22 protein-coding genes are annotated in these 25,303 nt (G+C 59.0%); 4 read left to right on the top strand and 18 right to left on the bottom strand.

Going from position 1 to position 25,303, the window contains the following annotated elements:
- Positions 1–12: 12 nt before the first annotated feature.
- A complete protein-coding gene (gene alaS, locus KTF55_RS05815; protein ID WP_217107872.1) occupies positions 13–2,670 on the bottom strand; it encodes an alanine--tRNA ligase in 2,658 nt (885 codons plus the stop codon).
- A 194-nt stretch (positions 2,671–2,864) separates the two neighbouring features.
- On the opposite strand from alaS, the gene KTF55_RS05810 reads away from it, so the two are divergent.
- On the top strand, positions 2,865–3,104 hold the full coding sequence (locus KTF55_RS05810; protein WP_118237448.1) for a hypothetical protein: 240 nt from the start codon (positions 2,865–2,867) through the stop codon (positions 3,102–3,104).
- 6 nt (positions 3,105–3,110) lie between these two features.
- Here the strand turns inward: KTF55_RS05810 and KTF55_RS05805 are convergent, their stop codons facing one another.
- From KTF55_RS05805 to ileS, 11 genes are all read right to left on the bottom strand, one after another.
- Entirely contained in the window at positions 3,111–4,523 is a 1,413-nt protein-coding gene (locus KTF55_RS05805; RefSeq protein WP_217107871.1) for an AI-2E family transporter, read from the bottom strand.
- On the bottom strand, positions 4,520–5,311 hold the full coding sequence (locus KTF55_RS05800) for an RNA polymerase sigma factor SigF (RefSeq protein WP_022094589.1): 792 nt from the start codon (positions 5,309–5,311) through the stop codon (positions 4,520–4,522). The genes KTF55_RS05805 and KTF55_RS05800 overlap by 4 nt, the downstream gene beginning before the upstream one ends.
- A gap of 1 nt (position 5,312) precedes the next feature.
- Positions 5,313–5,690: a hypothetical protein gene (locus tag KTF55_RS05795; RefSeq protein ID WP_022094590.1), complete on the bottom strand. Its 378-nt coding sequence runs from the start codon at positions 5,688–5,690 to the stop codon at positions 5,313–5,315.
- Positions 5,683–6,270 (bottom strand): hypothetical protein, encoded by a 588-nt coding sequence (locus KTF55_RS05790; protein ID WP_217107870.1) that lies wholly within the window; start codon positions 6,268–6,270, stop codon positions 5,683–5,685. Before KTF55_RS05790 ends, KTF55_RS05795 begins: the two co-directional genes overlap by 8 nt.
- Before the next feature lie 100 nt (positions 6,271–6,370).
- Positions 6,371–7,720, bottom strand: coding sequence for a replication-associated recombination protein A (locus tag KTF55_RS05785; RefSeq protein WP_152068063.1), 1,350 nt, complete (start codon positions 7,718–7,720; stop codon positions 6,371–6,373).
- Positions 7,721–7,780: 60 nt separating this feature from the next.
- A complete protein-coding gene (locus tag KTF55_RS05780) occupies positions 7,781–9,028 on the bottom strand; it encodes a deoxyguanosinetriphosphate triphosphohydrolase family protein (protein WP_217107869.1) in 1,248 nt (415 codons plus the stop codon).
- Positions 9,029–9,059: 31 nt separating this feature from the next.
- Positions 9,060–9,482 (bottom strand): prepilin peptidase, encoded by a 423-nt coding sequence (locus tag KTF55_RS05775; protein ID WP_217107868.1) that lies wholly within the window; start codon positions 9,480–9,482, stop codon positions 9,060–9,062.
- Between the two features lie 81 nt (positions 9,483–9,563).
- Positions 9,564–10,859, bottom strand: coding sequence for a glycosyltransferase family 2 protein (locus tag KTF55_RS05770; protein ID WP_195234985.1), 1,296 nt, complete (start codon positions 10,857–10,859; stop codon positions 9,564–9,566).
- A gap of 82 nt (positions 10,860–10,941) precedes the next feature.
- A complete protein-coding gene (locus KTF55_RS05765; RefSeq protein WP_195234984.1) occupies positions 10,942–11,955 on the bottom strand; it encodes an RluA family pseudouridine synthase in 1,014 nt (337 codons plus the stop codon).
- Positions 11,955–12,482 (bottom strand): signal peptidase II, encoded by a 528-nt coding sequence (lspA, locus tag KTF55_RS05760; RefSeq protein ID WP_367303217.1) that lies wholly within the window; start codon positions 12,480–12,482, stop codon positions 11,955–11,957. The genes KTF55_RS05765 and lspA overlap by 1 nt, the downstream gene beginning before the upstream one ends.
- Positions 12,483–12,927: 445 nt before the next feature.
- The gene (gene ileS, locus KTF55_RS05755) at positions 12,928–15,705 is read right to left on the bottom strand and encodes an isoleucine--tRNA ligase (protein WP_217107893.1); all 2,778 of its coding nucleotides are present in this window, start codon (positions 15,703–15,705) and stop codon (positions 12,928–12,930) included.
- A 510-nt stretch (positions 15,706–16,215) separates the two neighbouring features.
- On the opposite strand from ileS, the gene KTF55_RS05750 reads away from it, so the two are divergent.
- Positions 16,216–17,298: an iron-containing alcohol dehydrogenase family protein gene (locus KTF55_RS05750; RefSeq protein WP_217107867.1), complete on the top strand. Its 1,083-nt coding sequence runs from the start codon at positions 16,216–16,218 to the stop codon at positions 17,296–17,298.
- 48 nt (positions 17,299–17,346) lie between these two features.
- Here KTF55_RS05750 and KTF55_RS05745 read toward each other — a convergent pair whose 3' ends face one another.
- Positions 17,347–17,802: a DUF523 domain-containing protein gene (locus tag KTF55_RS05745; protein ID WP_217107866.1), complete on the bottom strand. Its 456-nt coding sequence runs from the start codon at positions 17,800–17,802 to the stop codon at positions 17,347–17,349.
- 77 nt (positions 17,803–17,879) lie between these two features.
- Positions 17,880–19,772, bottom strand: a complete 1,893-nt coding sequence (ftsH, locus tag KTF55_RS05740) for an ATP-dependent zinc metalloprotease FtsH (protein WP_195520463.1) — start codon at positions 19,770–19,772, stop codon at positions 17,880–17,882.
- A gap of 92 nt (positions 19,773–19,864) precedes the next feature.
- On the opposite strand from ftsH, the gene KTF55_RS05735 reads away from it, so the two are divergent.
- The gene (locus KTF55_RS05735; RefSeq protein ID WP_217107865.1) at positions 19,865–20,350 is read left to right on the top strand and encodes a cob(I)yrinic acid a,c-diamide adenosyltransferase; all 486 of its coding nucleotides are present in this window, start codon (positions 19,865–19,867) and stop codon (positions 20,348–20,350) included.
- Between the two features lie 82 nt (positions 20,351–20,432).
- On the opposite strand, the gene KTF55_RS05730 is transcribed toward KTF55_RS05735, so the two are convergent.
- The 4 genes from KTF55_RS05730 to thyA all read right to left on the bottom strand — a co-directional run bounded on the left by KTF55_RS05730 (position 20,433) and on the right by thyA (position 24,311).
- A complete protein-coding gene (locus tag KTF55_RS05730) occupies positions 20,433–21,785 on the bottom strand; it encodes an MATE family efflux transporter (protein ID WP_217107864.1) in 1,353 nt (450 codons plus the stop codon).
- A 125-nt stretch (positions 21,786–21,910) separates the two neighbouring features.
- Positions 21,911–22,825 carry an RNA methyltransferase gene (locus KTF55_RS05725; protein WP_055286414.1) on the bottom strand — a complete coding sequence of 305 codons (915 nt, stop codon included), beginning with the start codon at positions 22,823–22,825 and terminating at the stop codon, positions 21,911–21,913.
- Between the two features lie 109 nt (positions 22,826–22,934).
- A complete protein-coding gene (locus tag KTF55_RS05720; RefSeq protein ID WP_217107863.1) occupies positions 22,935–23,453 on the bottom strand; it encodes a dihydrofolate reductase in 519 nt (172 codons plus the stop codon).
- A 9-nt stretch (positions 23,454–23,462) separates the two neighbouring features.
- The gene (gene thyA / locus KTF55_RS05715) at positions 23,463–24,311 is read right to left on the bottom strand and encodes a thymidylate synthase (protein ID WP_217107862.1); all 849 of its coding nucleotides are present in this window, start codon (positions 24,309–24,311) and stop codon (positions 23,463–23,465) included.
- 166 nt (positions 24,312–24,477) lie between these two features.
- Between thyA and KTF55_RS05710 the strand changes: the two genes are divergently transcribed.
- A complete protein-coding gene (locus tag KTF55_RS05710; RefSeq protein WP_217107861.1) occupies positions 24,478–25,242 on the top strand; it encodes a DUF134 domain-containing protein in 765 nt (254 codons plus the stop codon).
- The last annotated feature ends 61 nt before the right edge of the window (positions 25,243–25,303 follow it).

Raw genomic sequence — 25,303 nt, 5'->3', positions numbered from 1 at the left:
CTTCTTAGATTCTTAGGCGCCGAGCGCGGTCTTAGCGGCCGCGAGGGCATCGGCGATGCCGGCAGCATACTTGCCACCGGCCTGGGCCATGTTGGGACGACCGCCACCGCGACCGTCGACCAGACCCGCGATCTGCTTGATCACGTTACCGGCGTGGAAACCGGCCTTGACGGCGTCATCGGAGCCGGCAGCGAGCAGGGCCGGAGTGCCCTTCTCAGTCACGCTGGCGACGACACAAGCAACAGGGCCGGCGACCTTCTGATGCACGGTATCCCATACGTTGCGCAGGTCGGCAGCCTCAAGGCCCTGGAGCTCAGCAACGACGAGCTTATAGCCGTCGAGCTCGACGGCGCCCTCGATGGCGCTGGAGATCGCATCGGAGGAGCCACCGGTCAGAGCCTTCTTGAGCTTATTGGACGTCTCGCGCAGCTCGGCCTGCAGGTTCTCCACGCGAGCGGGAACCTCATCCACGCGGCACTTGAGCGCAGTAGCAGCGGCGTCAACGAGTGCCAGGCGGTCGGCCATATAGTCGAGGGCACCCTTAGAGGTCACGGCCTCGATACGGCGGACATTGGAGCCCGTGGAGGACTCGGAAATGATCTTGAACAGGCCGATCTCGGCGGTGTTGGCAGCGTGTGTGCCACCGCAGAGTTCGCGGGAGAACGGCTGGTCCTCGGCGCCCACGGAGACAACGCGGACGACGTCGCCATACTTCTCGCCAAACAGGGCGACAGCGCCGGCAGCCTTAGCCTCGTCGATGCCCATGACACGGGTCACGACCGGCTTGGAAGCGAAGATCTGCTGGTTGACCAGGTCCTCGACAGCCTTGAGCTGCTCGGAGGACAGGGCCTCGAAGTGCGTAAAGTCAAAGCGCAGGTGCTCGGGCGTCACCAGCGAGCCGGCCTGGGAGACGTGCTCGCCCAGGACCTGCTTAAGGGCGGCGTCGAGCAGGTGCGTGGCGGTGTGGTTGCGGCGCAGGAAGCCACGGCGCTCGGCGTCGAGCGCGGCGGTCACGGTAGCACCGACGGCCAGCGTGCCCTCGGCAACGTGGGCGACGTGAGCATACAGGCCGTTGTGGTTCTTGGTATCGGAAACGGTCAGCGAAACGCCCTCGGCGGAAAGCTCGCCGGCATCGCCCTGCTGGCCACCCATCTCGGCATAGAACGGAGTGCGGTCGAGAACGACCTCGACGTCCTCGCCGGCGGCAGCGGACTCGACGGACTCACCGTTGCGCACGATGGCAACAACCTTGGCGCCCTCGATCACATCGTTGTCATAGCCGTCGAACTCAGTCGCGGCAACCTTGTCGGAAAGCTCGACCCAAACGTCGTTGAAGCTGCCCCAGGCGTCGCCTTTGGCATTGGCGCGGGCGCGGGCCTTCTGGTCCTCCATGCAGGCAGTGAAGCCGTCCATATCGACATCGTGGCCAGCGGTGCCGGCGATCTCGACGGTCAGGTCGATGGGGAAACCAAAGGTGTCGTGCAGCTTAAAGGCAACAACGCCCGGAAGCACAGCACCCTCGGCAAGCGCTGCCAGGGCCTCATCCAGGTAGACGCGACCGTTGTCGAGCGTCGTGGAGAAGCGCTCCTCCTCGGAGGCGACGATACCCTTGACGAGCGCGACGTTCTTGAGCAGCTCAGGATAGGCCTCGCCCATCTGAGCGTTGACCTCGTCGATAAACTTGGTCAGGAAGGCGCCCTCGATGCCCAGCAGGCGACCGTGGAACACGGCGCGGCGGAGCAGGCGGCGAAGGACGTACTCGCGACCCTCGTTACCGGGGAGGATGCCATCCGAAATCATAAAGTCGACGGCACGGGAGTGGTCGGCGATGATGCGAAGAGATCGGCTGGCACCGGAGTAATCGTCGGCGTCATAGGTCTTGCCGCTGATCTCCTCGCCCAGCTTGATGAGATGCTGCATCAAGTCGCCGTCGTAATTGGCGGTCTTGTGCTGCATGATGGCGGCCATGCGCTCAAGGCCCATGCCCGTATCGAGGTTGCGGTGCGGCAGCTCCGGCATGGAGCCGTCCTCCTGGCGGTCGTACTGGGTAAACACGAGGTTCCAGAACTCAAGGAAGCGGTCGCAGTCGCAGCCGGGCTTGCAGTCGGGGCTGCCGCAACCGACCTCCTCGCCCATGTCAAAGTAGATCTCGGAGCAGGGACCGCAGGGGCCGGTGGGGCCGGCGGCCCAGAAGTTGTCGTCCTCGCCCAGGCGGGAGATGTGGTCCTCGGCAACGCCCAGAGAACGCCACACGTCGTGGGTCTCGTCGTCCTCGGTAAAGACGGTAAAGTACAGGCGATCGAGCGGCAGCTTGAACTCCTTGGTGATGAGCTCGAAGGCCCAAGCGCAAGCCTGCTGCTTGGAGACGCCGCCAAAGGAGAAGTCACCGAGCATCTCGAAGAACGACAGGTGACGGCCGTCCTCGCCGATACAGTCGATGTCGTTGGTGCGGACGCACTTCTGGCAGGAGATCGCGCCGATCTCCTTCATGGTCTTCTTGCCCTGGTAGTACTCCTTAAACTGGTTCATGCCGGCGTTGGCAAGCAGCAGCGAGGGGTCGTCGGGAACAAGGGACGAAGAAGGATAGAGCTTAAGACCGCGCTCCTCAAAGAAGTTGAGGAACTTGGAGCGGATCTCGGCCGTAGTCATTGACGGGTAGTCAGCACTCATAGAGGGAATCTCCTCGGTTTCACATCGAAACAGTTCAAACGTAACGATATTACCATCCCGCCGCGCAAGTGCAAAAAAGAGGGCCGACATAAAGCCGACCCTACAGCGAAAGTGCACGTTATTTAGGAGTATGCGATGCTTTGAAAAAGGCTACTGTAGAATTACATATAAGATTCACCCGGAAGGAGCGATCGATGAAAAGCAAACGATTTGTCCTGAATGCACTTCTGGTTGTAGCACTTTTAGCGCTTTTGGCTTTCTCCTGCTGGTACGCAAACCAACCAGCATTTGGCTACGTATTGTATGCAGTAATGTCCGGCGATAAAGCTTATTACACTCTACGCGCAATTGACGTTCTCTTTTTCTATGTAGCCGGCCCCTTATCAATCGCTTTGCTCGCGTTTCTTGTCATTTACAACTTCAAGAAACGCTAGCGGTGCCTATTTGGAATCCGAATCGTCCATGGAGCCGTCGATGCCGGTTTTGGTTTCGTCGTTCATATTGAAATCGTCGTCTTTGGCGAAGGGATTCTTGAAAAAGCCCGTAGCATCGGGCTGAAGGCCCGAGAGCTTCATCCAGGGATTATCGAGCTCGGGTTTGGGCATGGCCTGGGCCTCGGGCGCGGTCTCGTTGCCGATGAGCTCGGACTCGTAGATGAAGGTGTCGTCGCCGAGCGCGTCGTAGGCGGCGACCGGGTTGCCATCGACATCGCGGTACGGTGTGCCCTTAAACACGGCGCCGTCATAGGCCACAAGCTGGCGGCCGGTCTCATTCTCGAAGTAGTACACGAAGATACCCTTGAGGGCCGCACATAGCGGGATGGCAATAATCATGCCGATGGGGCCCATGAGTGCCGAGCCAATAACGAGCGCCGTGAGGCTCATGATGGGATGCACCTGCACCGAGCTCTGCATAACCTTAGGCGAAATCACGTTATCGGTGACGTTTTGCGCGACCATCGTCACGATGAGCGTCCATAACGCCAACATGGGACTGAACATGAAGCCGAGTACCGTGGCGATTGCTGCGCTCACCCAGGGACCGACGACCGGAACCAAATGCATGATGCCGGTAAAGATAGCCATGAGCGCCGCATACGGATGACCGATGATCAAAAAACCGATAAAGGCGAGGAAACCACCGCAGATGGACGTCACGACCATACCGCGCATGTAGCCGCCGACAGAGCGAGAAAGGATGGCGACCATAAAGCGGTACGAGGTCTCCTTCTCCTGACCGATGATGGTGCAAATCTCGTGATGCATGCGAGGGTAGTCGCAGGCCATCCAGTAGGCAAGCACCAGACCAAGGAAGATCACGAACAACTGCGAGGCCGTATTGGTGATGAGCGGGAACACACCGCGACCAAGCTCGGCAGCAATCTGAGACACATACTTCGATGCCACGGTAACCAGGGACGAAAGATTATCGTCCAAATACTCCTTGAGCGGCGTGTTGTTGAGCGTCTTGGCATGCGAGATCATCTCATTGAGATCGCCACCCGCAACACGAAGCTGCTCGGGCAGGCGGCTCAGGACTTCCATGATCTGACCAAAGAGAATCGGCGACAAGATGCAAACGACACCGACGAGCACGGCAACAACAACAATAAGCGCGATAAGCGAACCGATGCCGCGATTCACGCCATGGTGCTCGAGCCAGTTGGTGATCGGGGACATCACAAAAGCAATGATGGAGCCGACGGCAAGAAACTCAATAACCGGTGCCAGGATGCCCATAAGGTTAAAGATGACAGCAGCAATAACAATGCAGCCGACAACAGCCCAAATGCGCAGCGTCAGAATGCGGGTGTCGCGCAGCACGCGATCGGTTTGCTGGGGGTGCTCACTCATGAACGAATCATCACTCCGTCGGGGTCGATCTTGTCCTGAATCTTCTTAAGCGTGCGGCGCAGCAGACGCGAAACCTGTACCTGAGAAATACCCAGCTTCTTGGCGATCTCGATCTGGGTCATGCCCTTCACAAAGCGCAGCTCAATCACCTCGCGCTCGCGCGGCGAGAAATCACGGATGGCTTCCTCGATCACTAGGCGGTCATCGGTAAAGTCGAGCTCGTTGTCGTCGTCGGCGTAACGGTCGAGAATCGAGGGGGCATCGTCCGAATCGGACGCACCAGGAGCCTCGATAGGCACCGAGGTATAGGCCGAAGACGATTCCATGGCCTCCAGCACCTCATCGACCGTCACGTCCAAGTACTCAGCGATTTCCTCAACCTTAGGCGAGCGCTGTAGCTCGTTGGTGAGCTTATCGGTAGCCTGGTTGACCTTGGCCGAGAGCTCCTGCAAGCGACGGGGCACGCGCACGCTCCAGCCCTTGTCGCGGAAGTGACGCTTGATCTCGCCCAAGATGGTAGGCGTGGCAAACGTGGTGAACTCGAGTCCGCGCTCAGGGTCAAAGCGATCGATAGCCTTGAGCAGGCCCAAATAACCAACCTGCATCAGGTCATCGAGCGGCTCGCCGCGGTTCTTAAACTTGTTGGCAAGAAACCTTACCAGGTTCATGTGGGACATGACGAGCTGCTCGCGTGCGTCCGGGTCACCGGTCTCTTTATAGCGACGAAACAGCTCGCGGGTTTTCTCCTTGTCCCAAGCGGTCTTACCGCTCCGGGAACGTTCGGTCATATTAGATATCCGCCTTGAGGTCGAGGGAAAGCGTCAGGGGCGCCGCAGTCTTTTCGTAGGAGTCGCACACGCTCGCCAAAATGAGCTCGGCATACACAGCGGCCTGGTCATCCTCGTCGACGGTGGCCTGGTCGCCAAAGGTAAAGGTCATGCCAACGTGAGATTCGTCGACATCGAATTTGATCGAGATGTCATCGGAATCAACAGCCGTGCAGCCGAAAATAAATGCTTCCTCGGCAGCCATACGAATGTCCTCGATGCGATCGACGGACATGGAGCAGAGCGCACCGACATTTGCCGCCGTCATGCGCACAAGGCGCGCCAGACGCGGGTCGCCGGCAACGGTCAGCGTAATGGGGCAAGTTGCTTCGCTACTCATCGCAGGACTCCTCAGAGGTCTCGGCGGGCGTGTAGGTGTAATACTGAGCCGGCTTGGATACAGACTTCTGACCATCATCGTCGCCCGCGGCAGCCTCGTCCTCGCCAATTAGGACGCGCTCGGTAGGCAGCTCGGCCTCCGCAGCGGCAGCGGCGAGCTTGCGATCGGCGTCGGCTGCAGGAGCCTTCACCTTATTGAAGAGCTTCTGCACGGCGCCGGCCGCAGAATCTGTCACGCTCGACACAGCGTTGCTTGCCTCGGCCACGCTGCCCGTAACCTCGGAAATATCGCGAACCACAGCTTCGACCTCTACGAGATTGGAGGTAAGGGCGTCGACGGCGGTCTTGCTCGACTTGAGGAGCGGCTCAACCTGAGCCAACGCGGGGGTGAGCTCATCGACAGCGCCATCGAGCTTTGCTACCACCGGCTGCGCCTCGGCGATGGTGTTGTTAAGGTCGCTCACGGTCTTATCGAGCGAATCAACGACGGTGCGGGTCTTTCGCAGCGTGAGCGCGAGCTCGATAACAGCCCACACACCGGCAACGGCGAGCAGCAGCAGGGCGATTTGAATGGGACTCATACAAGCCTCCCGAAGGAATCGAAATACAGACGGTTTCCATGGTACCCCAAAGGGGACCGAACATGCCATGAGCAGCAACGTGGGACAAAATTATCAGCAGCTACTTCGGTGCATTCCCGCTGCGGTCGCGTTCACTTTGCTCTACGCGCCATTCTTCCCAACCGCGGCCGGCAGGCTGCCAAAATGCACCGCGTTCCAAGCCTTCGGGCAAATAGCGCTGATCGACCCAGCCTTCGGGATAATCGTGCGGATACTTATACACACCGTATTCATCGCTGCCCGGGCGATGGCGATCGCGCAGGTAGCTGGGCACCTCGCGAAGACCACTGCTGTGGATATCGGCTAGCGCCGCATCGATCGAGGCCTCGCACGCATTGGACTTGGGCGCCAAGCACACATAGAGCGCAGCTTGTGCAAGGTTAATGCGACATTCAGGATAGCCAATAACTTCAGCAGATTTAAAGGCAGCATGCGCCACCAAAAGCGCCTGCGGGTCGGCGTTGCCAACATCCTCAGAAGCGTGAATCATAATGCGGCGAGCGATAAACTTAGGATCCTCCCCAGCATCGATCATGCGCGCGAGCCAATAGATCGTGGCATCGGGGTCGCTACCGCGCATAGACTTAATAAACGCACTGATGATGTCGTAGTGCATGTCGCCGTTTTTGTCATACGTAAAGCCGCGACGCGGGTTGGCGATCTTCACGTCATCCACGGTGATGGGATAGCGCTCCCCCGCCGCAGGCGCTGGCGTTCCCTCGGTATCGGGACGCGTGACGGCAATCTCGCTCGCAAGCTCAAGCGTCGTGAGCGCCGAGCGAGCGTCACCCGCTGCCAGCGTGCAAATGGTCTTGACCGTATCCTCATCGGCCGAGAACTTACCGTTCAAACCCTGCGGTGCCTCAAGCGCACGTTCAATAAGCGTGGCGATATCCTCATCCTTCAGATGCTCAAGCTCCACGACGCGACCACGTGAGAGCAGTGCCGAGTTGACCTCGAAGTACGGGTTCTCTGTCGTAGCGCCAATCATAATGACGGTACGGTTCTCAACTGCATGCAGCAAGGCATCCTGCTGCGACTTAGAGAAGCGGTGAATCTCATCGATGAATAGAATGGTGCGGCGGTCGTACGTATTCAGGCGCGTCTTGGCCTCATCAATTACACGACGCAGGTCCTTCACGGTACCCGTGACGGCGCTGACCTCGACAAACTCGCTCTTGGTATGGTTGGCGATAATGTGGGCCAGCGTCGTCTTGCCCGTACCGGCAGGCCCGTACAGAATCACGCTCGAAAGCACGTCGTGCTCGATCGCGGCACGCAGCCATGAACCCTTACCGACGGCCTTTTGCTGGCCCACGTACTCGTCGAGCGAATTGGGGCGCATGCGCACCGCAAGCGGCGCATTCTGAAAGGAACGCTCGCGCGTCGAAGCAGAAAAAAGGTCGTCCATAGCCATCCCGTGTATTAATCAAATACGTTTTCCACTAACAGTATACCGAATTAATACGAACTACCGTTCGTTAATATAGGTACGATGCGGAAACTTTAGACCCGGGAACAGCTTGCTCGTCAGTTCGCAGAAATAACCGTCCGTCATGCTCGCGATATAATCCACCACGGCTTGATCCTTGTCGTCCTGCCAGGCATAGGCGCGATCGTAGTAGGAAAGCTGCTGCTCGATGCGAGAAATGTGGTGTTTAAAGATATACGAGGACTCGTCACCTTCGTTTATATCCTGCAGGCAACGGTCGTAAAGCTTTTCGAAGGCTTCGCGCAGCTCCGCCTCGGAGTCGCCTTCGATACCGCCCTTGCTATAGATCTTCTCGTAGTTCTCGCGCTTGGCCCGGCGGATCTCCTCAAACAGGTCCTCGCTCATCTCGATGCGCGGCTTACCATAGCTATGCTCCACGATATCGATGGAAGCGTGCGTAAGGATCCAGCTGTTGTAGGCACCGCCCCGGCCATCATCAAAAGCGTCGGGTGACAGCAGGCCCGCCGCGATCGCATCCTGACGGTCACGACCGACGTAGGCAAGAATATCCGAGATGCGAACGACGCAGCCCTCGAGCGTCATGGGACGCAGATGCTCAATTGCGCTATAGCCCGTGGCAATGCAATCCTCAACCGTCTGGTCAAACTGGTCAAAGGAGCCCATGTCCGAGAGCTCAAACACACGCTGCTCGTACTCGCCGTTATGGCATAGCACGCCGTCGAGCGTCTGGAGCGACACGTTGCGGCCATACAACGCGTCGAGCACGCGAACCGACTGCACGTTATGGAAAAAATAACGCCCCGTACGCTCATGATAGATATCGTTGAGGAAGCGCTCGCCGGAATGGCCGAAAGGCGTGTGTCCCAAGTCGTGGCCCAGGCCAATCGCCTCGATCAGATCGCAATTGAGCCCCAGGGCGCGACCGATATCGCGCGCAATGCGCGAGACAAGCTGCACGTGCAAACCGCGGCGTGACAGATCGTCATTGCTACGAAAGCTAAAGACCTGCGTTTTGCCCGCATACCGGGTGTAAGCCGGAAGATGAAGTATCTTTTCGGTATCGCGCATAAACGCCGGACGCATAAGCGTGCCTTTGTCGGTAGTGCGATCAATACGACGAATGACCTGATCATCGTTGCAACGATACGGGTTGACATAGCCCGAAGCACGATCGGCGGCAATGCGCTCGACAAGCTCGGGCGACAACGCTGAGGGAATACGGTCCATGCGCGCCTTAATGACGGCCGTTTCTTGATTAGATTCCATGGCATGCTCCTTAAGAAGGATGCGCAATCGGTTACAAAGTGCAGCCCACGACCTCGATTATGGCAAAAATCGGCACTAAAAACGGGAGCAATGGCAGGGAGCGCGATTTTGTGAAGAGGCAGGAAAGGGCCAGAGCCAGGAGTGCGACGGCAAATGCCACGACGCCACCCATAGGGTCGAGCGTGCAAAGCGCGAAGAGCGCCTTGGCATCCCCCATGCCGATGCCCGGGATTTGGCGAAGACGACGCCAGAGGGACTCAGTCAGCACGAGAGCAAGATACACAATGACGGCAAGACCCGCGTGGTCAAGCGCTGTGTTAACGCCTTTGTCGAGCCAAACGCCCACTAACGCCGTCACCGCACACGCACCGGCAAGTTCATTGGGAAAACGTCGCTGACGGGCATCAATCGCCGCGCCGGCAAAGATGCAAATCCAAAACGGGATATAAAACATCGAGTACCTCCTCGAGCTGCATCGCAAAAGCAAAAACCACCACAAAGGTGCCTGTCCCCTTTGCGGTGGTTTTGGTGGTGGTTATTTGGCGCCTTGCATGACCTCGTCGAGGGTGACGTTTACGGCATGCTGGGTAGGAACCCAGTCGACCTTCAGGAACAGCGCGGCCACCGTGATGGGGATATAGCTGAACATAAAGATCGGGAAGGTAAACAGGTTAGTCACCAGACGCCACTTTTGCGCGCAGTGAATGTGCTTGTACTCAAAGATAGTCGTGAGCAGCGCCAGGATAAAGAAGGTCTGATACATCATGGCGAAGGTCATAATGAGCGAAGCGGCGCACGCCTGCATCTCGACTTCGGTAGCCAAGAAACCATGCGAAAGGCCACCCACAATCAAGAACGTCGCATTAGCGAGCATCGAGATCAGCGATAGCAGCATACCCGGGGCGATCGTCATGAACATGTCGTAGGCGGCAAAGCGATGATAGCGGAACGTCGACTTGACCAGATGCTTGCCGTAGGTAAAGAACACCTGGTAAAAGCCCTTGGTCCAGCGCATACGCTGCTTCCAGGATGCCTTGAACGTCACGGGTTGCTCGTCAAAGAACTCCGCCGGCGCATAGCCAATGCGAATACCGTGAATAGCGCAGAACGTAGTGAACTGAATGTCCTCGGTCAGCGTGTGGAACTGCCAGCCGTGCATGCCCTCAATAACACTGGCGGAGATGAGGTAGCCCGAACCCGAGACGGCGCAAGACGTCTTACAGATATTACGCGCGTTGTTGAGAAAGCGCGCCTCGCGCAGGTACCAAGTAGCATTAGCTGCCGAGATCCACGAGCTGCCAAAATTCTTGGAGTTGCGATAGCTCGTGACCACATGGAATCCCTGGTCAAAGGCATCGTTCATCTTGGACACGTAATCGCGGGAGATAACGTTATCGGCATCGAAGATAAAGTAGCCTTCAAACGTGTCGGGATACTCGTTAAGGATGCGGTCGAAGCCAAAGTCCATGACCCAGCTCTTACCCTTACGGGCAAGATCATTGCGCTCGTAAACAATGGCACCTGCCTCGCGCGCGAGCTGTGCGGTGTTGTCGGTGCAGGCGTCGGCAACCACGAAGACCTCGATAAGCTCGGACGGATAATCCTGGTCCTTGATGGAGCGAACAAGGTTGGCGATCACGGCCTCCTCGTTATGCGCCGCGATAAAGAAAGCATAACGATGGAGTTTTTTGGCCTTGGGAGGCGCGACCTCGCCACGAAGAGCGCCAATGACAAAGAAGACCACCTGGTACAGAAAGCAGACCGTGAGCAGCGTGACGACAATCTGGTTGAAGACCACGATGGGTGTGTTGGTTTGTAAAAAGGCGAGCATGCAGGCTCCCGAGAACGCGTTACGTAAACAACCGTATATCTTACCGCAGGCTTACCGAGTTCAAGAAACCACCTAATACTGGCTAGGCTTCGAGCAGACCGAGCTGAGAGACGATTTCGTCACCGGCGGCAGTGCGACCGAGCGAGCGCGGAGCCAAATCGTCAAGAACCGCAGCGAGATCCCAGGGCAACTCGTCGCGGCACTCAATGCGCTCCCCCGTCACGGGATGGTCGAACGCCACGCGCCAGGAATGAAGGAACTGCCTGGTCAGACCCTGATCGGCACGCGCATCGCACTTGCCGTAGAGCGGATCGCCCACGCAGGCGTGGTTGATATGGCGCATGTGCACACGAATCTGGTGCGTTCTGCCGGTAAACAGGTGGCACTCGACAAGCGTGTAGCCGTCGTCGAAACGCGTGGAATCAAAGCGCTCGAGCACCTTGAAGGTCGTAATGGCCTGACGGGCAAAGGGGTCGTCCGAAACCGCCATCTTGACGCGGTCGCGCGTGGAACGGGCAATACCGGTATTGATGGTGCCCTCGTCCATGGCGATGTGCCCGTGGACAAGCGTGATATAGCGACGATCGAGCGTGCGCGTGCGGATAAGATTTTGAAGCGCGCGCTGGGTGTCGTCGTCTTTTGCCGCGAGCATAAGGCCCGAGGTATCGCGATCCAGGCGATGCACGATGCCGGGTCGGTCCTCACCCTGCACGGTGCCCAGATGGTCGATACCGCAGTGATAGACCAGGGCATTCGCGAGCGTACCGCTCTCATGACCATGCGCAGGATGGCACACCAGGCCGCGCTGCTTGGAGAGCACAATGAGATAATCGTCCTCATAGCGAATGTCGAGCGGGATGGCCTCGGGAATCACATCGGTGGGATCGTGCGGCTCGGGCAAATCGACCGAAATACGGTCGCCGGCTCGCACGGCGTACTTTTTGGACAGGCAGGTCTCGCCATTGACAGCGACGGCGCCGCCCTCGATCAGATGCGCACAGGCAGAACGCGTAGGACAGCCGTCATTGGCGCCCAGATAAGCGTCAAGACGCTGACCGGCGGCATCGTCGGCAACAAGAATATGGATGTCGGCCATTAGCGCTCGTTCCTTTCGCGAATTTTGCGGGCACGCTCCCCGCGTTGCTGGGCCTTGCGCTTGGCGCGGGCCTCGTCACGGGCGTTAAGCTCAGCGGTCGCGTCGACCTCACGGGCCGCGGGGCTCAAGAACATGTATCCGAAGAGGGCGAGCACGACGCCCAAGGTAATGCCGATATCGGCCACATTGAAGACGGGGAAGTCGATGAAGGTGGTGGCAATAAAATCGGTCACGAAGCCAAAGGCCAAACGATCGATAGCGTTGCCAATAGCACCGCCCGCAACCATCGCCATGCCCACGACCTCAAGATGGGCGAGCTGGGATGCACGGAGCAAGTACACGGCAATGGCGACAATGACCGCAAGCGCCAACACAGCGAAAGTGACGCCATGACCCTCGCCCATGCTAAAGGCGGCTCCGATATTGCGGACAAACATAAAGTCGATAACACCGGGGATAACGGTCACATGCAAAGCGTCGCCCACGGCACGAACCGCAAGCTTGGTCAGCTGGTCAACAAGCAACACAGCCAGCGCCACCCCACCAGCAACACCCAACCGCCAACGCAAAGGCGGCGTCATATCCCCAGCACGACCCAAATCAATCCCCTACCCTCAAGAACATCGAATTACGTTTAATACAAAGAACTATCTTATATTGCCATACGCAGAACGCACGACATATCCACCAACGCAAGCGAAATAACCAGCTAAAAACGAAAGCGACATTCCGAATAACGGAATGTCGCTTAATAGCTTTCGACTAAAAACGCAAGTCGAAAGAAAGCCTCTAGCTCCAGCAATGGAAACGCCGCGTTATCGTCACCAACAGCGAAAACGTCCCTAAGCGAGCAAGGTGACGTGAAAGAGGAGGGAAGCGTACTTTGGTACGCGACCGACGATTGAACGTCAGATTGCCGCTTAGGGGCGTTTGCAGCGTCGGTAGGTTACGGCGTTCTACGAACGCCGTAACCTACAAAGCATCGGCGCAGCGCTTGCAGATATGCGCGTGGCCGTTGTACTCGCCGACGGTGGTGCGATAGTTCCAGCAACGGTCGCAGCACTCGCCCTCGGCAGCCTCAATGGCAACGGAGAGCTCCTCGCCCTGGGTCAGCTCAACATCGGAGACGATGTAGAACTCGGCCAGGTCGACGGCCTTGTCGCCGGTCAGCAGCGCATACATCTCGGCAGGAACGACCGCCTTGACGCGGACCTGCTGGCTCTTGGTGAAGGTGCCGGCAGAACGGGCATCCTCAAGGGCCTTGGTCACGGCGCTACGGAGCTCGAGCGAAGCCTCGAGCACGCCCTCAAACTCGTTGGCCTCGTCGACCGTGATGGGCGACTTGTACCAATCGAGCAGCGCGGCATACTTCTGGTGGTCGACGCAGCCGGCAGGCGCATAGGCCATGGCCTCGTCGACGGTGTAGGACAGGATCGGCTGCAGATCGCGCATGAGCATCGAGAAGAGCTCGGCCAGCACGGTCTGGGCGCTGCGGCGCTCGAGCGAGCCGGGCTTGTCACAGTACAGACGATCCTTTAGGGCGTCGAGATACACGTTGGAAAGCTCGGTAACCACAAAGTCGTAGAGCGCACGGTAGGCGCGCGGGAACTCGTAGCTGGCATAGGCGTCGTCGACCTCGGCCTGGACCTGGGTCAGACGGGCAACCATGAGCTTGTCGAGCGGCAACAAGTCGACAAAGGCGACGCCGTCGGTCTCGGGCTCAAACTGACCCTCGAGCTCGGAGAGCAGGAAGCGCAGCGTGTTGCGGAAACGACGGTAGGCATCGGACGTACGAGCAAGGATCTCGTGGTCGATGGACACGTCGGAGCTGGTATCGACGGATGCAACCCACAGACGAATGATGTCGGCGCCCATCTCGTCGCAGACCTTGTTGGGGTCGATGACGTTGCCGAGCGACTTGGACATCTTGCGGCCCTGGCCGTCGAGGGTGAAGCCCTGCGAGACGACCGCCTTGTACGGGGCATGGCCGTTGGCGCCCACCGAGGTGAGCAGCGAGCTCTGGAACCAACCACGGTGCTGGTCGGAGCCCTCAAGATACACGTCCGCCGGATACTCCAGCTCAGGGCGATACTCGCAGACGGCCTTCCAAGATACGCCGGAGTCCCACCACACGTCGAGGATGTCCTTATCGGCCTTGAGGTGATGGCCACCGCACTTGGGGCAGACGCAGGCCTCGCCCAGGTAGCTCTCGGGAGCGTCGGTGAACCAGGCGTCGGAGCCCTTCTCGTGGAAGAGCTTGATGACGGCGTCGAGCGTGGCGTCGTTCATGACCTTCTCGCCGCAGTCGGCGCAAGTGTAGCTAGGGATAGGCACGCCCCAGTTGCGCTGGCGGCTGATGCACCAGTCGGGACGCTGCTCGACCATGGCGCCAATGCGGTTGGCGGCATGGGCCGGATACCACTTGACGTTCTCGCGGACCTCCTTGCCAGCCTGCTCACGCAGACCCGTCTTGTCCATCGAGACGAACCACTGGTCGGTAGCACGGAAGAGCACCGGGTGCTTGCAGCGCCAGCAGTGCGGATAGCTGTGCGTGATCTTCTTCTCGAGGACCAGGGTGCCGCGCTCGCGCAGGAACTCGATGATATGCGGGTTGGCCTCGTCGGTATCCATGCCGCTGAAGGGGCCACCGGTGCCAAACTCCTCACCGGTGTAGAACTTGCCGTCGTCATCGACCGGCATGCAGATGTCGGTGATGCCCTCCTTGAGGCAGGCAAAGTAGTCGTCGACGCCGTGGCCGGGCGAGTTGTGGACAATACCGGTACCGTCATCGACACCGACGTAATCGGCCAGCAGCGCCACGCCCTCAACGCCGTCAAAGATCGGCTGCTTGTAGTGGATGTGGTGGAAGGTCTCGGCGGGAACCACATAGGGCTTGCCGTCGACCACAACCGGGGTGTACTCCCAGCCAAACTCCTCGCAGCACTTGGGAGCTAGGTCCTCGAGCATGACCTCGGCGCGGCCGTCGTGCTCAACGGCGACGTAGGCGGCACCGGGCTTGAGAGAAACTGCCTGGTCGGAGGGGATGGTCCACGGCGTGGTCGTCCAGATGATAAAGTCAACCGGGCCGTCGAAGTTCTCGAGGCCGGCGGGCTTGGAGGTCATCTCAAAGCGCACGAAGATGGACGGGCTCGTCTCGTCGGAGTACTCAATCTCGGCCTCAGCAAGTGCGGTATGGCAGTGCTTGCACCAGTGAACGGGCTTGTGACCGCGATAGATCATGCCCTTGTCGAACATGGCCTTGAAAACCTCGATGTCGGCGGCGTCATGCTGGTGATAGAGCGTCAGATAGGGGTTGTCCCAATCGCCGAGCACGCCCAGGCGACGGAAGCCGGCCTTCTGCAGCTCGATGTTCTCGACAGCGAACTTGTTGCAAAGCTCGCGGATCTTAGCCGTGGAGGTCTGGTTGAACTTCTCGGTGCCGAGCTTCTCCTCGACCTTATGCTCGATCGGCTGGCCATGGCAATCCCAACCGGGGACATATGGAACCTCATAGCCCTGCATCATCCAGTAACGGTTGATCATGTCCTTGGAGATCTTGTTCATGGCGTGGCCGATGTGGATCGGGCCGTTGGCGTACGGAGGGCCGTCGTGCAGCACGAACTTCTTGTGACCCTCGTTCTTCTTCAGAACCTGCTCGTAGACCTTGTTGTCCTGCCAGTCCTTGAGTCGCTTGGGCTCGGACTTGGAAAGACCGGCACGCATGGGAAAACCGGTCTTGGGCAGATTCATCGTCTGCTTGTACTCGTTTGCCACGGTACCCCTTTCATGTCATGGGCGCGCACGCCCGCTGGGCACCAAAAAAGCGCCCGTCCCTACAAGCTGGGACGAAGCGCCACAAAACGGACTGTACGCCCGCAAAAGCTCTTCGTTTAACCACCCAGCTTAGATGCCCTCGCCCGCGTATTCGCGCGCTCGCATCCGTTACTCGGCTGGCCTGTATCGACGACCATCTCGGCGATATCTACTAGGACGAGCCTGTGCGACGCGTCCGTTGGGACCGCAGCTCCGGGGTGATTTTCATCGGTCGCATGCACGGGTTCTCAGCGCTCCCCGCTCTCTGTAACATGCGGACGGCCGACTACTCGTCCCCATCAACGCTTATGCGGAGTATGCTAGCACGTTCCGCGCCGGCGAAAAACCCTCAACACTGGTTTTATACGTTCGAAATTTCTCGCGGCTGTGGACCTTCTCTAGGAGCAAAATACCTGAAAGCACTTTATCGAAAGAAAGAAGGTTGCCATGCGCACGATTGGAATGAGTGATTATACCGTTGGCGAGGATTGCTTTACCGAGCTGCCCGCCGCACTGGCCGAGTACGGAGCGACCAAGGTCGCCATCATTGGCGGCAAGCGAGCCCTGGCTGCGGCGCTGCCGGGAATCGAGGCGGCACTTGAAGGTACCGATGTCGAGGTCCTGGAGACGCGCGTCTATGGCACCAACAGTACGCGTGCCAATATCGCCAAGGTCGTGAACTCCCCTGCCTGCCAGGAAGCCGACGTGCTCATCGCATGTGGCGGCGGCAAGGCACTCGACACTGTGAAGACGGCGGCCATCGAGCTCAAGAAGATCGTCTTTACCGTACCGACGATTTGCTCCAACTGCTCGGCCGCGACCGCCATTGCCGTTGTCTACAATGACGATGGCTCGCTCGAGGGCTATTCGTACCCCAACCGACCGGCGCACATCTTCATCAACCCCAAGATCATCGCCGAGGCACCGGCAGAGTACTTCTGGGCCGGCGTGGGCGATGCCCTGTCTAAGCAGCCCGAGGTCGAATACGCCACGAGCGCCGGCAACCTGGAGCACACCGCCGGTCTTGGCCTGGCACTCGCCCACACTTGCTCCGAGCCGCTGTTTACCTATGGTGTGCAGGGTCTTGAGGATGTGCGCCAGAATCTGTCGAGCGAGGCCGTCAAGCAGATCGCGCTCGACATCGTTGTCAACACGGGCTATGTCTCGAACCTGACCAACCAGAACGATTATTACTACAACTCGAGCGTGGCGCACGCGTTCTACAACGCCACCTGCAGCATTCCGCGTGAGGGCACCTACCTGCATGGCGAGGTCGTGAGCCTGGGCGTGCTGGTACTGTTTGCCTATACGGGCGATACCGAGAACCTTGAGCGCTACGCCGCCTTTAACAAGCAGATGGGGCTGCCCGTAACGCTTGAGCAGGTTGGCCTTACCGAGGCAGATATCCCGGCCCTGTGCGAATACGCGCACGCCACCAACGAGTGGAAGCAGGGAAACCCCGAGCCCTTCACCGACGAAAAATTCGCCGCCGCCATCAAAGCTGCCAACGCCTACGGCCACACCCTCTAGCTCTAACCCAAAACCACCACAAGGGAGCAGTACCTTTGTGGTGGTTTTTTATTGCTCCAGCATGCTGGGGTCGAACTCGCTAGCCGGGATCACGCGATAACCGTGGCGGAGCAGTAAATCAACGAAGACGCCGTTGCCCGCCGTAGGGGCGCCGCTGAATGTTCCGTCGTAGATGCGACCCGCGCCGCACGAGGGACTACGGTCCTGCAGGATGCACGCGGCGATCTCTTCCGGCCCGCCCGCCTGCTCGCACATATCGAGCGCTCGTTGGGCACCCAGGCGAAATTCGCGATCGACCGATATGCCCTCGCAGGTACGAACCTCTCCGTTCACAATCTCGGACGGCTTGCGCGGTGTGGGCAGACCGCCAAAGACCTCAGGGCACACCAACAGGACCTCGGTCCCCGTACGTTCGCACGCTTCGACCAGTTCGCGATGGTAGTTATCGAGCCCGTTATATTTGCAGCTCTCGCCCATCAAGCAGGCACTCACCACGATCTTCATACATATCCCTCCCACAAACAAAACGCCCCATTTGAGATAGAAACTCAAATGGGGCGATTGACACTGCGCAACTAGTATTACTGCTGCTTCGGCATCAGCGGATTTTCGCGCGTGAGGAGATTCATGAACTCCTCGCCCGTGATCGTCTCCTTCTTGTACAGATAACGAGCCAGCTCGTGGAGCTTGAACTTGTTCTCCTTCAGGATCTGCAGGGCGCGGTCGTGCGCATCCTCGATCAGCTTGGCGACAATCGCGTCCACGCGCTCGGCCGTACCGGGGGCGCAGGTGAGCGACGTATCCTGGTTGAGGTACGCATTCTGGACGGTACCGAGCGCCATCATGCCAAACTCGTCGGACATACCAAAGCGCGTCACCATGTTGCGGGCGAGCTTGGTGGCCTGCTCGATATCGTTGGCGGCGCCAGTCGTCATCTCACCAAAGATGAGCTCCTCGGCCGCACGGCCACCGCAGTAGACGGCGAGCTTGTCCAGGACCTCCTGGCGTGTGGTCAGGAAGCGCTCATCCTCCTCGACCTGCATGGTGTAGCCCAGAGCACCGCTCGTGCGTGGCACGATGGTGATCTTCGTGACAGGCGCAGAGCCCTTCTGGCGAGCGGCAACAATGGCATGGCCGATCTCATGGTAGGAAACGACCTGCTTCTCGTGGTCGGAAAGCACCGTGGACTTACGCTGTTGACCGGCAATAACGACCTCCACCGACTCCTCGAAGTCGTCCTGGGTTGCACGCTTGCGACCTTCGCGAACGGCGCGCAGGGCGCCCTCGTTGATGATATTGGCCAGGTCGGCGCCCGAGGCACCGGGCGTGGCACGGGCAATCGCGGTCAGATCGATCGGCGGCTCGGTCTTCACACTCTTGGCGTGGAGCTCGAGGATGTTCTTACGGCCGGTCAGATCGGGCAACTCGACGGGGATGCGGCGGTCAAAACGACCGGGGCGCAGTAGAGCGGGATCGAGACTGTCGGGGCGGTTGGTTGCGGCAAGGACAACGATACCCTTGTGGTTATCGAAGCCATCCATCTCGGTCAGCAACTGATTGAGCGTCTGCTCGCGCTCGTCGTTGCCGCTAAAGCCGCCGCCATCGCGCTTCTTACCGATGGTATCGATCTCATCGATAAAGACGATACACGGGGCCTTTTCCTTGGCCTGCTTAAACAGGTCACGAACCTTTGCAGCGCCGCGACCAACAAACATCTCAACGAACTCAGAGCCCGAAATGCTAAAGAACGGAACACCGGCCTCGCCGGCAACAGCCTTGGCAAGCAGGGTCTTACCGGTACCCGGAGGGCCAACAAGGAGAGCACCGCGCGGCAGCTTGGCGCCGATCTCCTCGTAGCGCTGCGGCTTCTCCAGAAAGTCGACGACCTCCTTGAGAGACTCCTTGGCCTCTTCCTGGCCGGCGACGTCCTTAAAGGTCACGCCCACGTCCTTGGAGGCGATCACGCGCGCGCCGGACTTACCCAGTCCGCCGCCGCCAAAACCGCCGCCACCAAAGTTCATCGACGGGCCGTCATCGCCCATAGCCTTCTTCATGCGGCGGTTAAGCCACCAACCGATGAGGAAGAAAATCGCCATGGGAAGAATGAGAGTGAGCAGGTAGTAGGTCATCAAACCCGAGTTTTTATCGGGAACGACCGACTCCAGCGAAGCGCCAGACTCAAGCACGCGATCGGTAAAGCCCGCATCATTCGGCACACCGGTCGTCTTATAGGCGATGTTCTCGTCCTCGCCCTTCTTGGTGTAATAAATGGTGTAATCGTCCGTGTTGTACTCGACCTTGTCGACACTCTTCTTATCGAGCGCTTTGACAAACGTCGAGTAATCGGTCTTCGTAATCTGCTGCGTGTGACCGATGTTGGGGAACAGAACGGTCGAGAGCACGAGGTAGACGACGAAGGCGATGAGCACGTAGAGGATCATATTCCGTCTACGTTTGTTGTCATCCATCTCCATCTGCTTGAACTCCATCTACTGGGGTTGATAATGTTTTCTAGAATACCCAACCCGGACGGCGATAAACCGACGCCGGGCACGAAAGGACAGAGATGGCATCACTGGAAGTCGGCAAGGTTCAAATCTATACGGGCGACGGCAAGGGCAAGACGACGGCTGCGCTGGGACTCGCGCTGCGCGCCACGGGCTATGGACTTAACGTGCTCATGCTTCAGTTTGCCAAGAAGCTGCACTGCGCCGAACATGACGCAGCACCTCGATTGGGGCTACGCATCGTACAAGCCGACCGCGACACGCCCGAAGCCTGTGCCGCACAGATCATGGAGCTGGCGCGCGAGCAGATTAGCCAGGTCGACGTGCTGATCTTGGATGAGCTAGGAGAAGCCATGCGACGGAGCTTTGTGACGCGCGAAGATGTCGAAACGTTGATTGCGATGAAACCGACCACCACGGAGCTCGTGCTCACCGGCCGCGGCTTGCTGCCCCTCGCCGACCTTGCCGACCTAGTAACCGAAATGCGCCCCGTCAAACACTACTTCGACGAAGGCCTCCTAGCCCGCCAAGGCATCGAATACTAATTGATCCGAAGGTGACGGAGGCAAACAGATCATCGACATCAACACGGAGAGCAATGATCCGTTTTCCTCTGTCCCCAAGGGTTCATTTGGCGGTGGCGCGGCCTAGCCAGTTGCCGCTGTGATGGTAGACGGTGAACATCGTGGCGGTGATTACCCAGGTTACGGGGTAGACCAGCAGCAGATGCTCGAGCGAGGGGTCGAGCGGCATAATCGCGAACACCCACGCCACGCGGAGCACGACCGTGCCGAAGATCGTGAGCATCATAGGCTGGAAGCTCACGCCAGCGCCACGGATGGAGCCGGACGCGTTTTCGATAATCGAGAAAATCGCGTAAAACGGCGCGATGAAATGAAGAATCGTCGTGGTGTAGGTCGAAATCGCGGCATCGTCGATAAACAAACGCGAAAGCGGGCCCGAAAACACCAGCAGCACGGCAGACAGGCCGCCGATAAGTACAAATGAAAGCACGAGCGACGTATGGTAGCCCTTGCGCATGCGATCGTAATTGCGCGCACCAAAGTTCTGCGCCGAGAACGTGGTGATCGACACGCCGAGTGCCTCAGTCACCATCCAGATAATGCCGTCCAGGCGGCCGGAAAGGCCCCAAGCGGTCGTGACATCGGCTCCAAACGAGTTGACCGACACTTGAATCAAAACGTTGGAGATCGAATACGCCGCAGACTGAACGCCCAGCGGCAAACCGCACGAAAGCATGCTCTTGCAGATACCGGGGTCAATACCGAGCTTTGAGAGCGAAAGACGCCACGCTCCCGGAGCGCGCATCATGCGGATCACAATCATCGTGGCATTGGTGCAGATAGTCAGCGCCACCGCGATGCCGCAGCCCAGCGCTTCCATGTGCAGCACGGCGACAAAAAGAATGTCGAATGCCACATTGACGAAGCAGCCGGAGGCAATAATGACCGCCGGACCGCGCGTGTCGCCCACGGCGCGCAACAACGCCGTCCCCATATTGAGCAGCAGCGCTGCAAACATGGCGGCAAAGTAGCAACGGGCATACGCCACACCCTCGGCCAGCAGCTCATGCGGCGTATTCATCAACACAAGCATCGGCTCGACAAACACCATGCCCAGAATGGAAATGACAATGCCGCCCACCAGCGCGAGCGTCATGGCCGTATGGACCGATCGGCTCAGGCGGTCGTCATCGTGCTGGCCAAAAAACTGACCCGTAATGACCGCACAGCCAGCACCCACACCGACGCAAAAGCCGATGCAGAGCTCCGTAAGCACCATCGTGGCCTGAATGCCACCCAGCGCGAGCTTGCCGCCAAACTGGCCGACGATATAGGTACCGATAAGCGTGTAAGCCTGCTGAAAAAACGAGCTAAAGAAGATGGGAACGCACAGCGAAAGCAGCTGCTGCCAAATGACACCCTGCGTTACATCGATAGCCGTAGACTTCTTAGCCACACGCCCTCCCCACCAGCGTATATCAAACAACAAAACGGCAATTTAAGACCAAAACCAATACCAGCTTAGCACCGACCGGCATCGGCCGAAACACCCCGAACCAGAGCCCGGTGCGAAATATCTGTCTAGTGATACAAACCCGGCTGATAGTGGTATTCGTTGCTCACATGCGGGCACAGCTGCCAAAAGGCGACAGCACTTGCCGCGGCCACGTTGAGCGAATCGACCCCATGCGCCATTGGAATACGCACGGCGCGGTCGCAGCCCGCAATAGTCTTGGCGCCCAAGCCAGCACCCTCGGTGCCCATAAAGATTGCCAGACGGTCAATTTCCTGCAGTGCGGGATCGTCCAGCGACACCGAATCATCCGTCAACGCCATGGCGGCACACGAAAAGCCGGCATCGTGCAGCGCCGCCAGCCCATCATGCGGCCATACGCGCGCCTCGCTGCCAATGCGCGTCCAGGGCACCTGGAACACCGTGCCCATGCTCACGCGGGCCGAGCGACGGTACAGCGGGTCACAGCAAGTGGGGCTCACCAAAATACCATCGACGTTAAGCGCAGCCGCCGAGCGGAAAATCGCGCCGACGTTGGTATGGTCGACAATGCCCTCGAGCACGCACACGCGCACCGGGCGCTCCCCCGCTGCCTCGACGACGCCGCCCAAGAACTCATCAACCGGAATCTGGCGTGGACGACGGAATGCCGCGAGCGCACCGCGCGTCACGTTAAAGCCCGTCAGCCGCTCCATGAGCTCCATCGAGGCCACGAACACGGGAACCGGACCCGCGCCCTCGCGTACCGCCAGGCGCTCAAACAGCGGCATCATCTGGTCGAGCCAGCGCTCGCCCAAAAGAAAGCTCACCGGCTCGTATCCGGCGCGAACCGCACGTTCGATGACCTTGGCACTCTCGGCGATAAAAATGCCCTTCTGCGGCTCCAGCACGCAGCGCAGCTCACGCTCGGTCAGTCGCACGTAGGCATCAAGCCGCTCGTCCTCGAGCGAATCGATTCGCAGCACCTCAACGGCATCAGTCATAGCAGCCAGCCCGCACCTTTCTTTACAGCGCATCTATACCAAACGAGGCGACGCTAAGCGCCGCCCCATGCATTCAAATAATCCGATGATACCGTTCACGCCGGACGATTTACGCCTCAACGCGACGATACGTTACGAACTCATAATCGACACCCTCGTCGCCCTCGCCCGAGGCAATCGTGGCAACACCGCCACGCCGCGCAATCTCCCACGCGGGATCGGCATCCAGATCGGGAAAGTACGTATCCACGTCATGCACGCAATGGTCATGCGTAACCTCGGCCTCGGCGCAATACGGCAAAAACTGCCGATACACCTCGCCGCCACCGATCACCCACGCAACGGGCTCATCGGCTACCGCGGTGAGCGCTTCGTCGACGCTATGCACCACGTCGACGCCCTCGGCAGCAAAGTCCTCATCGCGCGTGAGCACGATATTACGACGGTTCTTGAGCGGACGCCCGCCGGGAAAACTCAGCAGCGTCTTGCGTCCCATAATGACCGGGCAGCCTTTGGTGCACGCCACAAAATGACGCATGTCGGCGCGATTGGACACGACCATGTCACCCTCGCACCCAATGCCCCAATCGTCACACACGGCGACAATGGCGGAAAGCTTACACGTCATGCGCGTCACCTACACCGCAATGGGGATGTTCTTGACCTGCGGGCCGTGCTCATAGCCCTCGACGATCAGATCATCGGTCGTAAACGCATAGAAGTCATGTACATCGGGGTTAAGCGTTACCTTAGGCGCGGCAAACTGCGGACGCTCGATAAGATCACGGACGATATCGACATGACGGTCGTAAATGTGAGCATCGGCAATCACATGCAGCAGCTCGCCAGCGATCATATCGACCGACTGCGCAACCATCATCAGCAAAATGGCATACTGGCACACATTCCAGTTGTTCGCAGCCAAAATATCCTGGCTGCGCTGGTTGAGAATCATGTTGAGCGTCGGTTTATCATCCTGCGGGCGCTGCGTCACGTTATACGTCACGCTGTAGGCGCACGGATACAGGTGCATCTCGGACAGGTCGCTAAACACGTAGGTATTCGTCATAATGCGGCGGCTGTACGGCGTGTGCTTAAGGTCGTACAGCACACGGTCCATCTGATCGAAGTCACCCTCGGCATAATGGCTCTTCTGCCCAATCTGATACCCGTAGGCCTTGCCGATGGAGCCGGTCTCGTCGGCCCACTCATCCCAAATGTGGCTGTTGAGATCATGCACGTTATTGGACTTCTTTTGATAAATCCATAGGATCTCATCCATGGCAGATTTGAGGGCCGTACGACGCAGGGTAAGCGCCGGAAACTCCTCACGCAGGTCGTAGCGTGCCGTGACACCAAAGTTTTTAATGGTATAGGCAGGGGTGCCGTCCTCCCACACCGGGCGGACCTTTTGGCCCTCGGTGGTGGTGCCATGGTCCAGAATATCGCGGCACATGGCTACAAACTGTTGATCAGCCTTGCTCATTGACCCTCCTGTCAGTTGCCTACAAGCGAGATTCATTGTAGCCCAGGCGCACGCGGCCCCACAGCCCAAACACAAGCCCTCATTTTCTGACATATGCCAGAAATTCCTTGCGCAAATCTGCACGTTCGCTATCCTATTGTTGACATATGACAGATAAGGAGCACGTATGGCAGGAAGACGCGAAAAACTGCGCCGTGTTGGGATCATCCCCGAATACCGCGGCTTTACCCCCGACGGCCTTGCCAGCGGAGACGCCATCGATATGACGGTCGACGAGCTCGAAGTCCTGCGGCTGTGTGACCTGGAGGGCCTCAATCAGGAGGCCGTCGCCCAGCACATGGGCATTGCCCGCGCCACGGTAGCGGCAATCTGCAGCCGCGCGCATCGTAAGGTGGCAAACGCGCTGGTCAACGGACGAGCGCTCGTCATCGAAGGCGGCAACATCGCGTACTCCCCCATTTCCACGACAACGGCCGCATGGCCAGCAAAGGAGGTCGGCACCATGAGGGTGGCAACCACGTACGACAACGGCAACATCTTTATGCACTTTGGCCGCAGCGAGCAGTTCAAGATCTACGACATTCAGGACGGCAAGGTGCTCAACGAGCAGGTCGTGGGCACCGGCGGCACCGGCCACGGTGCCCTTGCGGGCCTGCTCGCCAACGGCGGCGTGGACACGCTCATCTGCGGCGGTATCGGCGGTGGCGCCATCAACGCGCTTGCCCAAGCCGGCATCACGGTATACGCAGGTACCCAGGGCAGCTGCGACGCTTGCGTCGAGGCCCTTATCGCCGGCACGCTCGCACAGAACGGCGAGGCCACGTGCGGCTGCCACGGCCATGACCACGACCACGCCCACGAACATGGCGAGGCCTGCAGCTGTCACGGCCATCACGGGCACGAGGGCCACGAGGGCTGCGGCTGCCACTAACGGCACGGCACCGCGAGCTCAGGGCACGACGCTAAACGCAGCCCAACAATCATAGCCAACA

It is taken from the genome of Collinsella sp. MSK.8.10 (assembly GCF_019041915.1).
GTDB lineage: Bacteria > Actinomycetota > Coriobacteriia > Coriobacteriales > Coriobacteriaceae > Collinsella.
This window is presented reverse-complemented; position numbering and strand designations above follow the sequence as displayed.

Excerpts from the sequence above, each read along its gene's own strand:
- KTF55_RS05800 (WP_022094589.1), bottom strand. The coding sequence starts at position 5,311 with ATGACCGAACGTTCCCGGAGCGGTAAGACCGCTTGGGACAAGGAGAAA.
- alaS (WP_217107872.1), bottom strand. The coding sequence starts at position 2,670 with ATGAGTGCTGACTACCCGTCAATGACTACGGCCGAGATCCGCTCCAAG.
- KTF55_RS05785 (WP_152068063.1), bottom strand. The coding sequence starts at position 7,720 with ATGGACGACCTTTTTTCTGCTTCGACGCGCGAGCGTTCCTTTCAGAAT.
- KTF55_RS05775 (WP_217107868.1), bottom strand. The coding sequence starts at position 9,482 with ATGTTTTATATCCCGTTTTGGATTTGCATCTTTGCCGGCGCGGCGATT.
- KTF55_RS05750 (WP_217107867.1), top strand. The coding sequence starts at position 16,216 with ATGCGCACGATTGGAATGAGTGATTATACCGTTGGCGAGGATTGCTTT.
- KTF55_RS05710 (WP_217107861.1), top strand. The coding sequence starts at position 24,478 with ATGGCAGGAAGACGCGAAAAACTGCGCCGTGTTGGGATCATCCCCGAA.
- KTF55_RS05790 (WP_217107870.1), bottom strand. The coding sequence starts at position 6,270 with ATGAGTCCCATTCAAATCGCCCTGCTGCTGCTCGCCGTTGCCGGTGTG.
- KTF55_RS05765 (WP_195234984.1), bottom strand. The coding sequence starts at position 11,955 with ATGGCCGACATCCATATTCTTGTTGCCGACGATGCCGCCGGTCAGCGT.
- KTF55_RS05805 (WP_217107871.1), bottom strand. The coding sequence starts at position 4,523 with ATGAGTGAGCACCCCCAGCAAACCGATCGCGTGCTGCGCGACACCCGC.
- ileS (WP_217107893.1), bottom strand. The coding sequence starts at position 15,705 with ATGAATCTGCCCAAGACCGGTTTTCCCATGCGTGCCGGTCTTTCCAAG.
- KTF55_RS05810 (WP_118237448.1), top strand. The coding sequence starts at position 2,865 with ATGAAAAGCAAACGATTTGTCCTGAATGCACTTCTGGTTGTAGCACTT.
- KTF55_RS05735 (WP_217107865.1), top strand. The coding sequence starts at position 19,865 with ATGGCATCACTGGAAGTCGGCAAGGTTCAAATCTATACGGGCGACGGC.
- KTF55_RS05770 (WP_195234985.1), bottom strand. The coding sequence starts at position 10,859 with ATGCTCGCCTTTTTACAAACCAACACACCCATCGTGGTCTTCAACCAG.
- KTF55_RS05720 (WP_217107863.1), bottom strand. The coding sequence starts at position 23,453 with ATGACGTGTAAGCTTTCCGCCATTGTCGCCGTGTGTGACGATTGGGGC.
- KTF55_RS05795 (WP_022094590.1), bottom strand. The coding sequence starts at position 5,690 with ATGAGTAGCGAAGCAACTTGCCCCATTACGCTGACCGTTGCCGGCGAC.
- thyA (WP_217107862.1), bottom strand. The coding sequence starts at position 24,311 with ATGAGCAAGGCTGATCAACAGTTTGTAGCCATGTGCCGCGATATTCTG.
- KTF55_RS05725 (WP_055286414.1), bottom strand. The coding sequence starts at position 22,825 with ATGACTGATGCCGTTGAGGTGCTGCGAATCGATTCGCTCGAGGACGAG.
- KTF55_RS05745 (WP_217107866.1), bottom strand. The coding sequence starts at position 17,802 with ATGAAGATCGTGGTGAGTGCCTGCTTGATGGGCGAGAGCTGCAAATAT.
- ftsH (WP_195520463.1), bottom strand. The coding sequence starts at position 19,772 with ATGGAGATGGATGACAACAAACGTAGACGGAATATGATCCTCTACGTG.
- KTF55_RS05780 (WP_217107869.1), bottom strand. The coding sequence starts at position 9,028 with ATGGAATCTAATCAAGAAACGGCCGTCATTAAGGCGCGCATGGACCGT.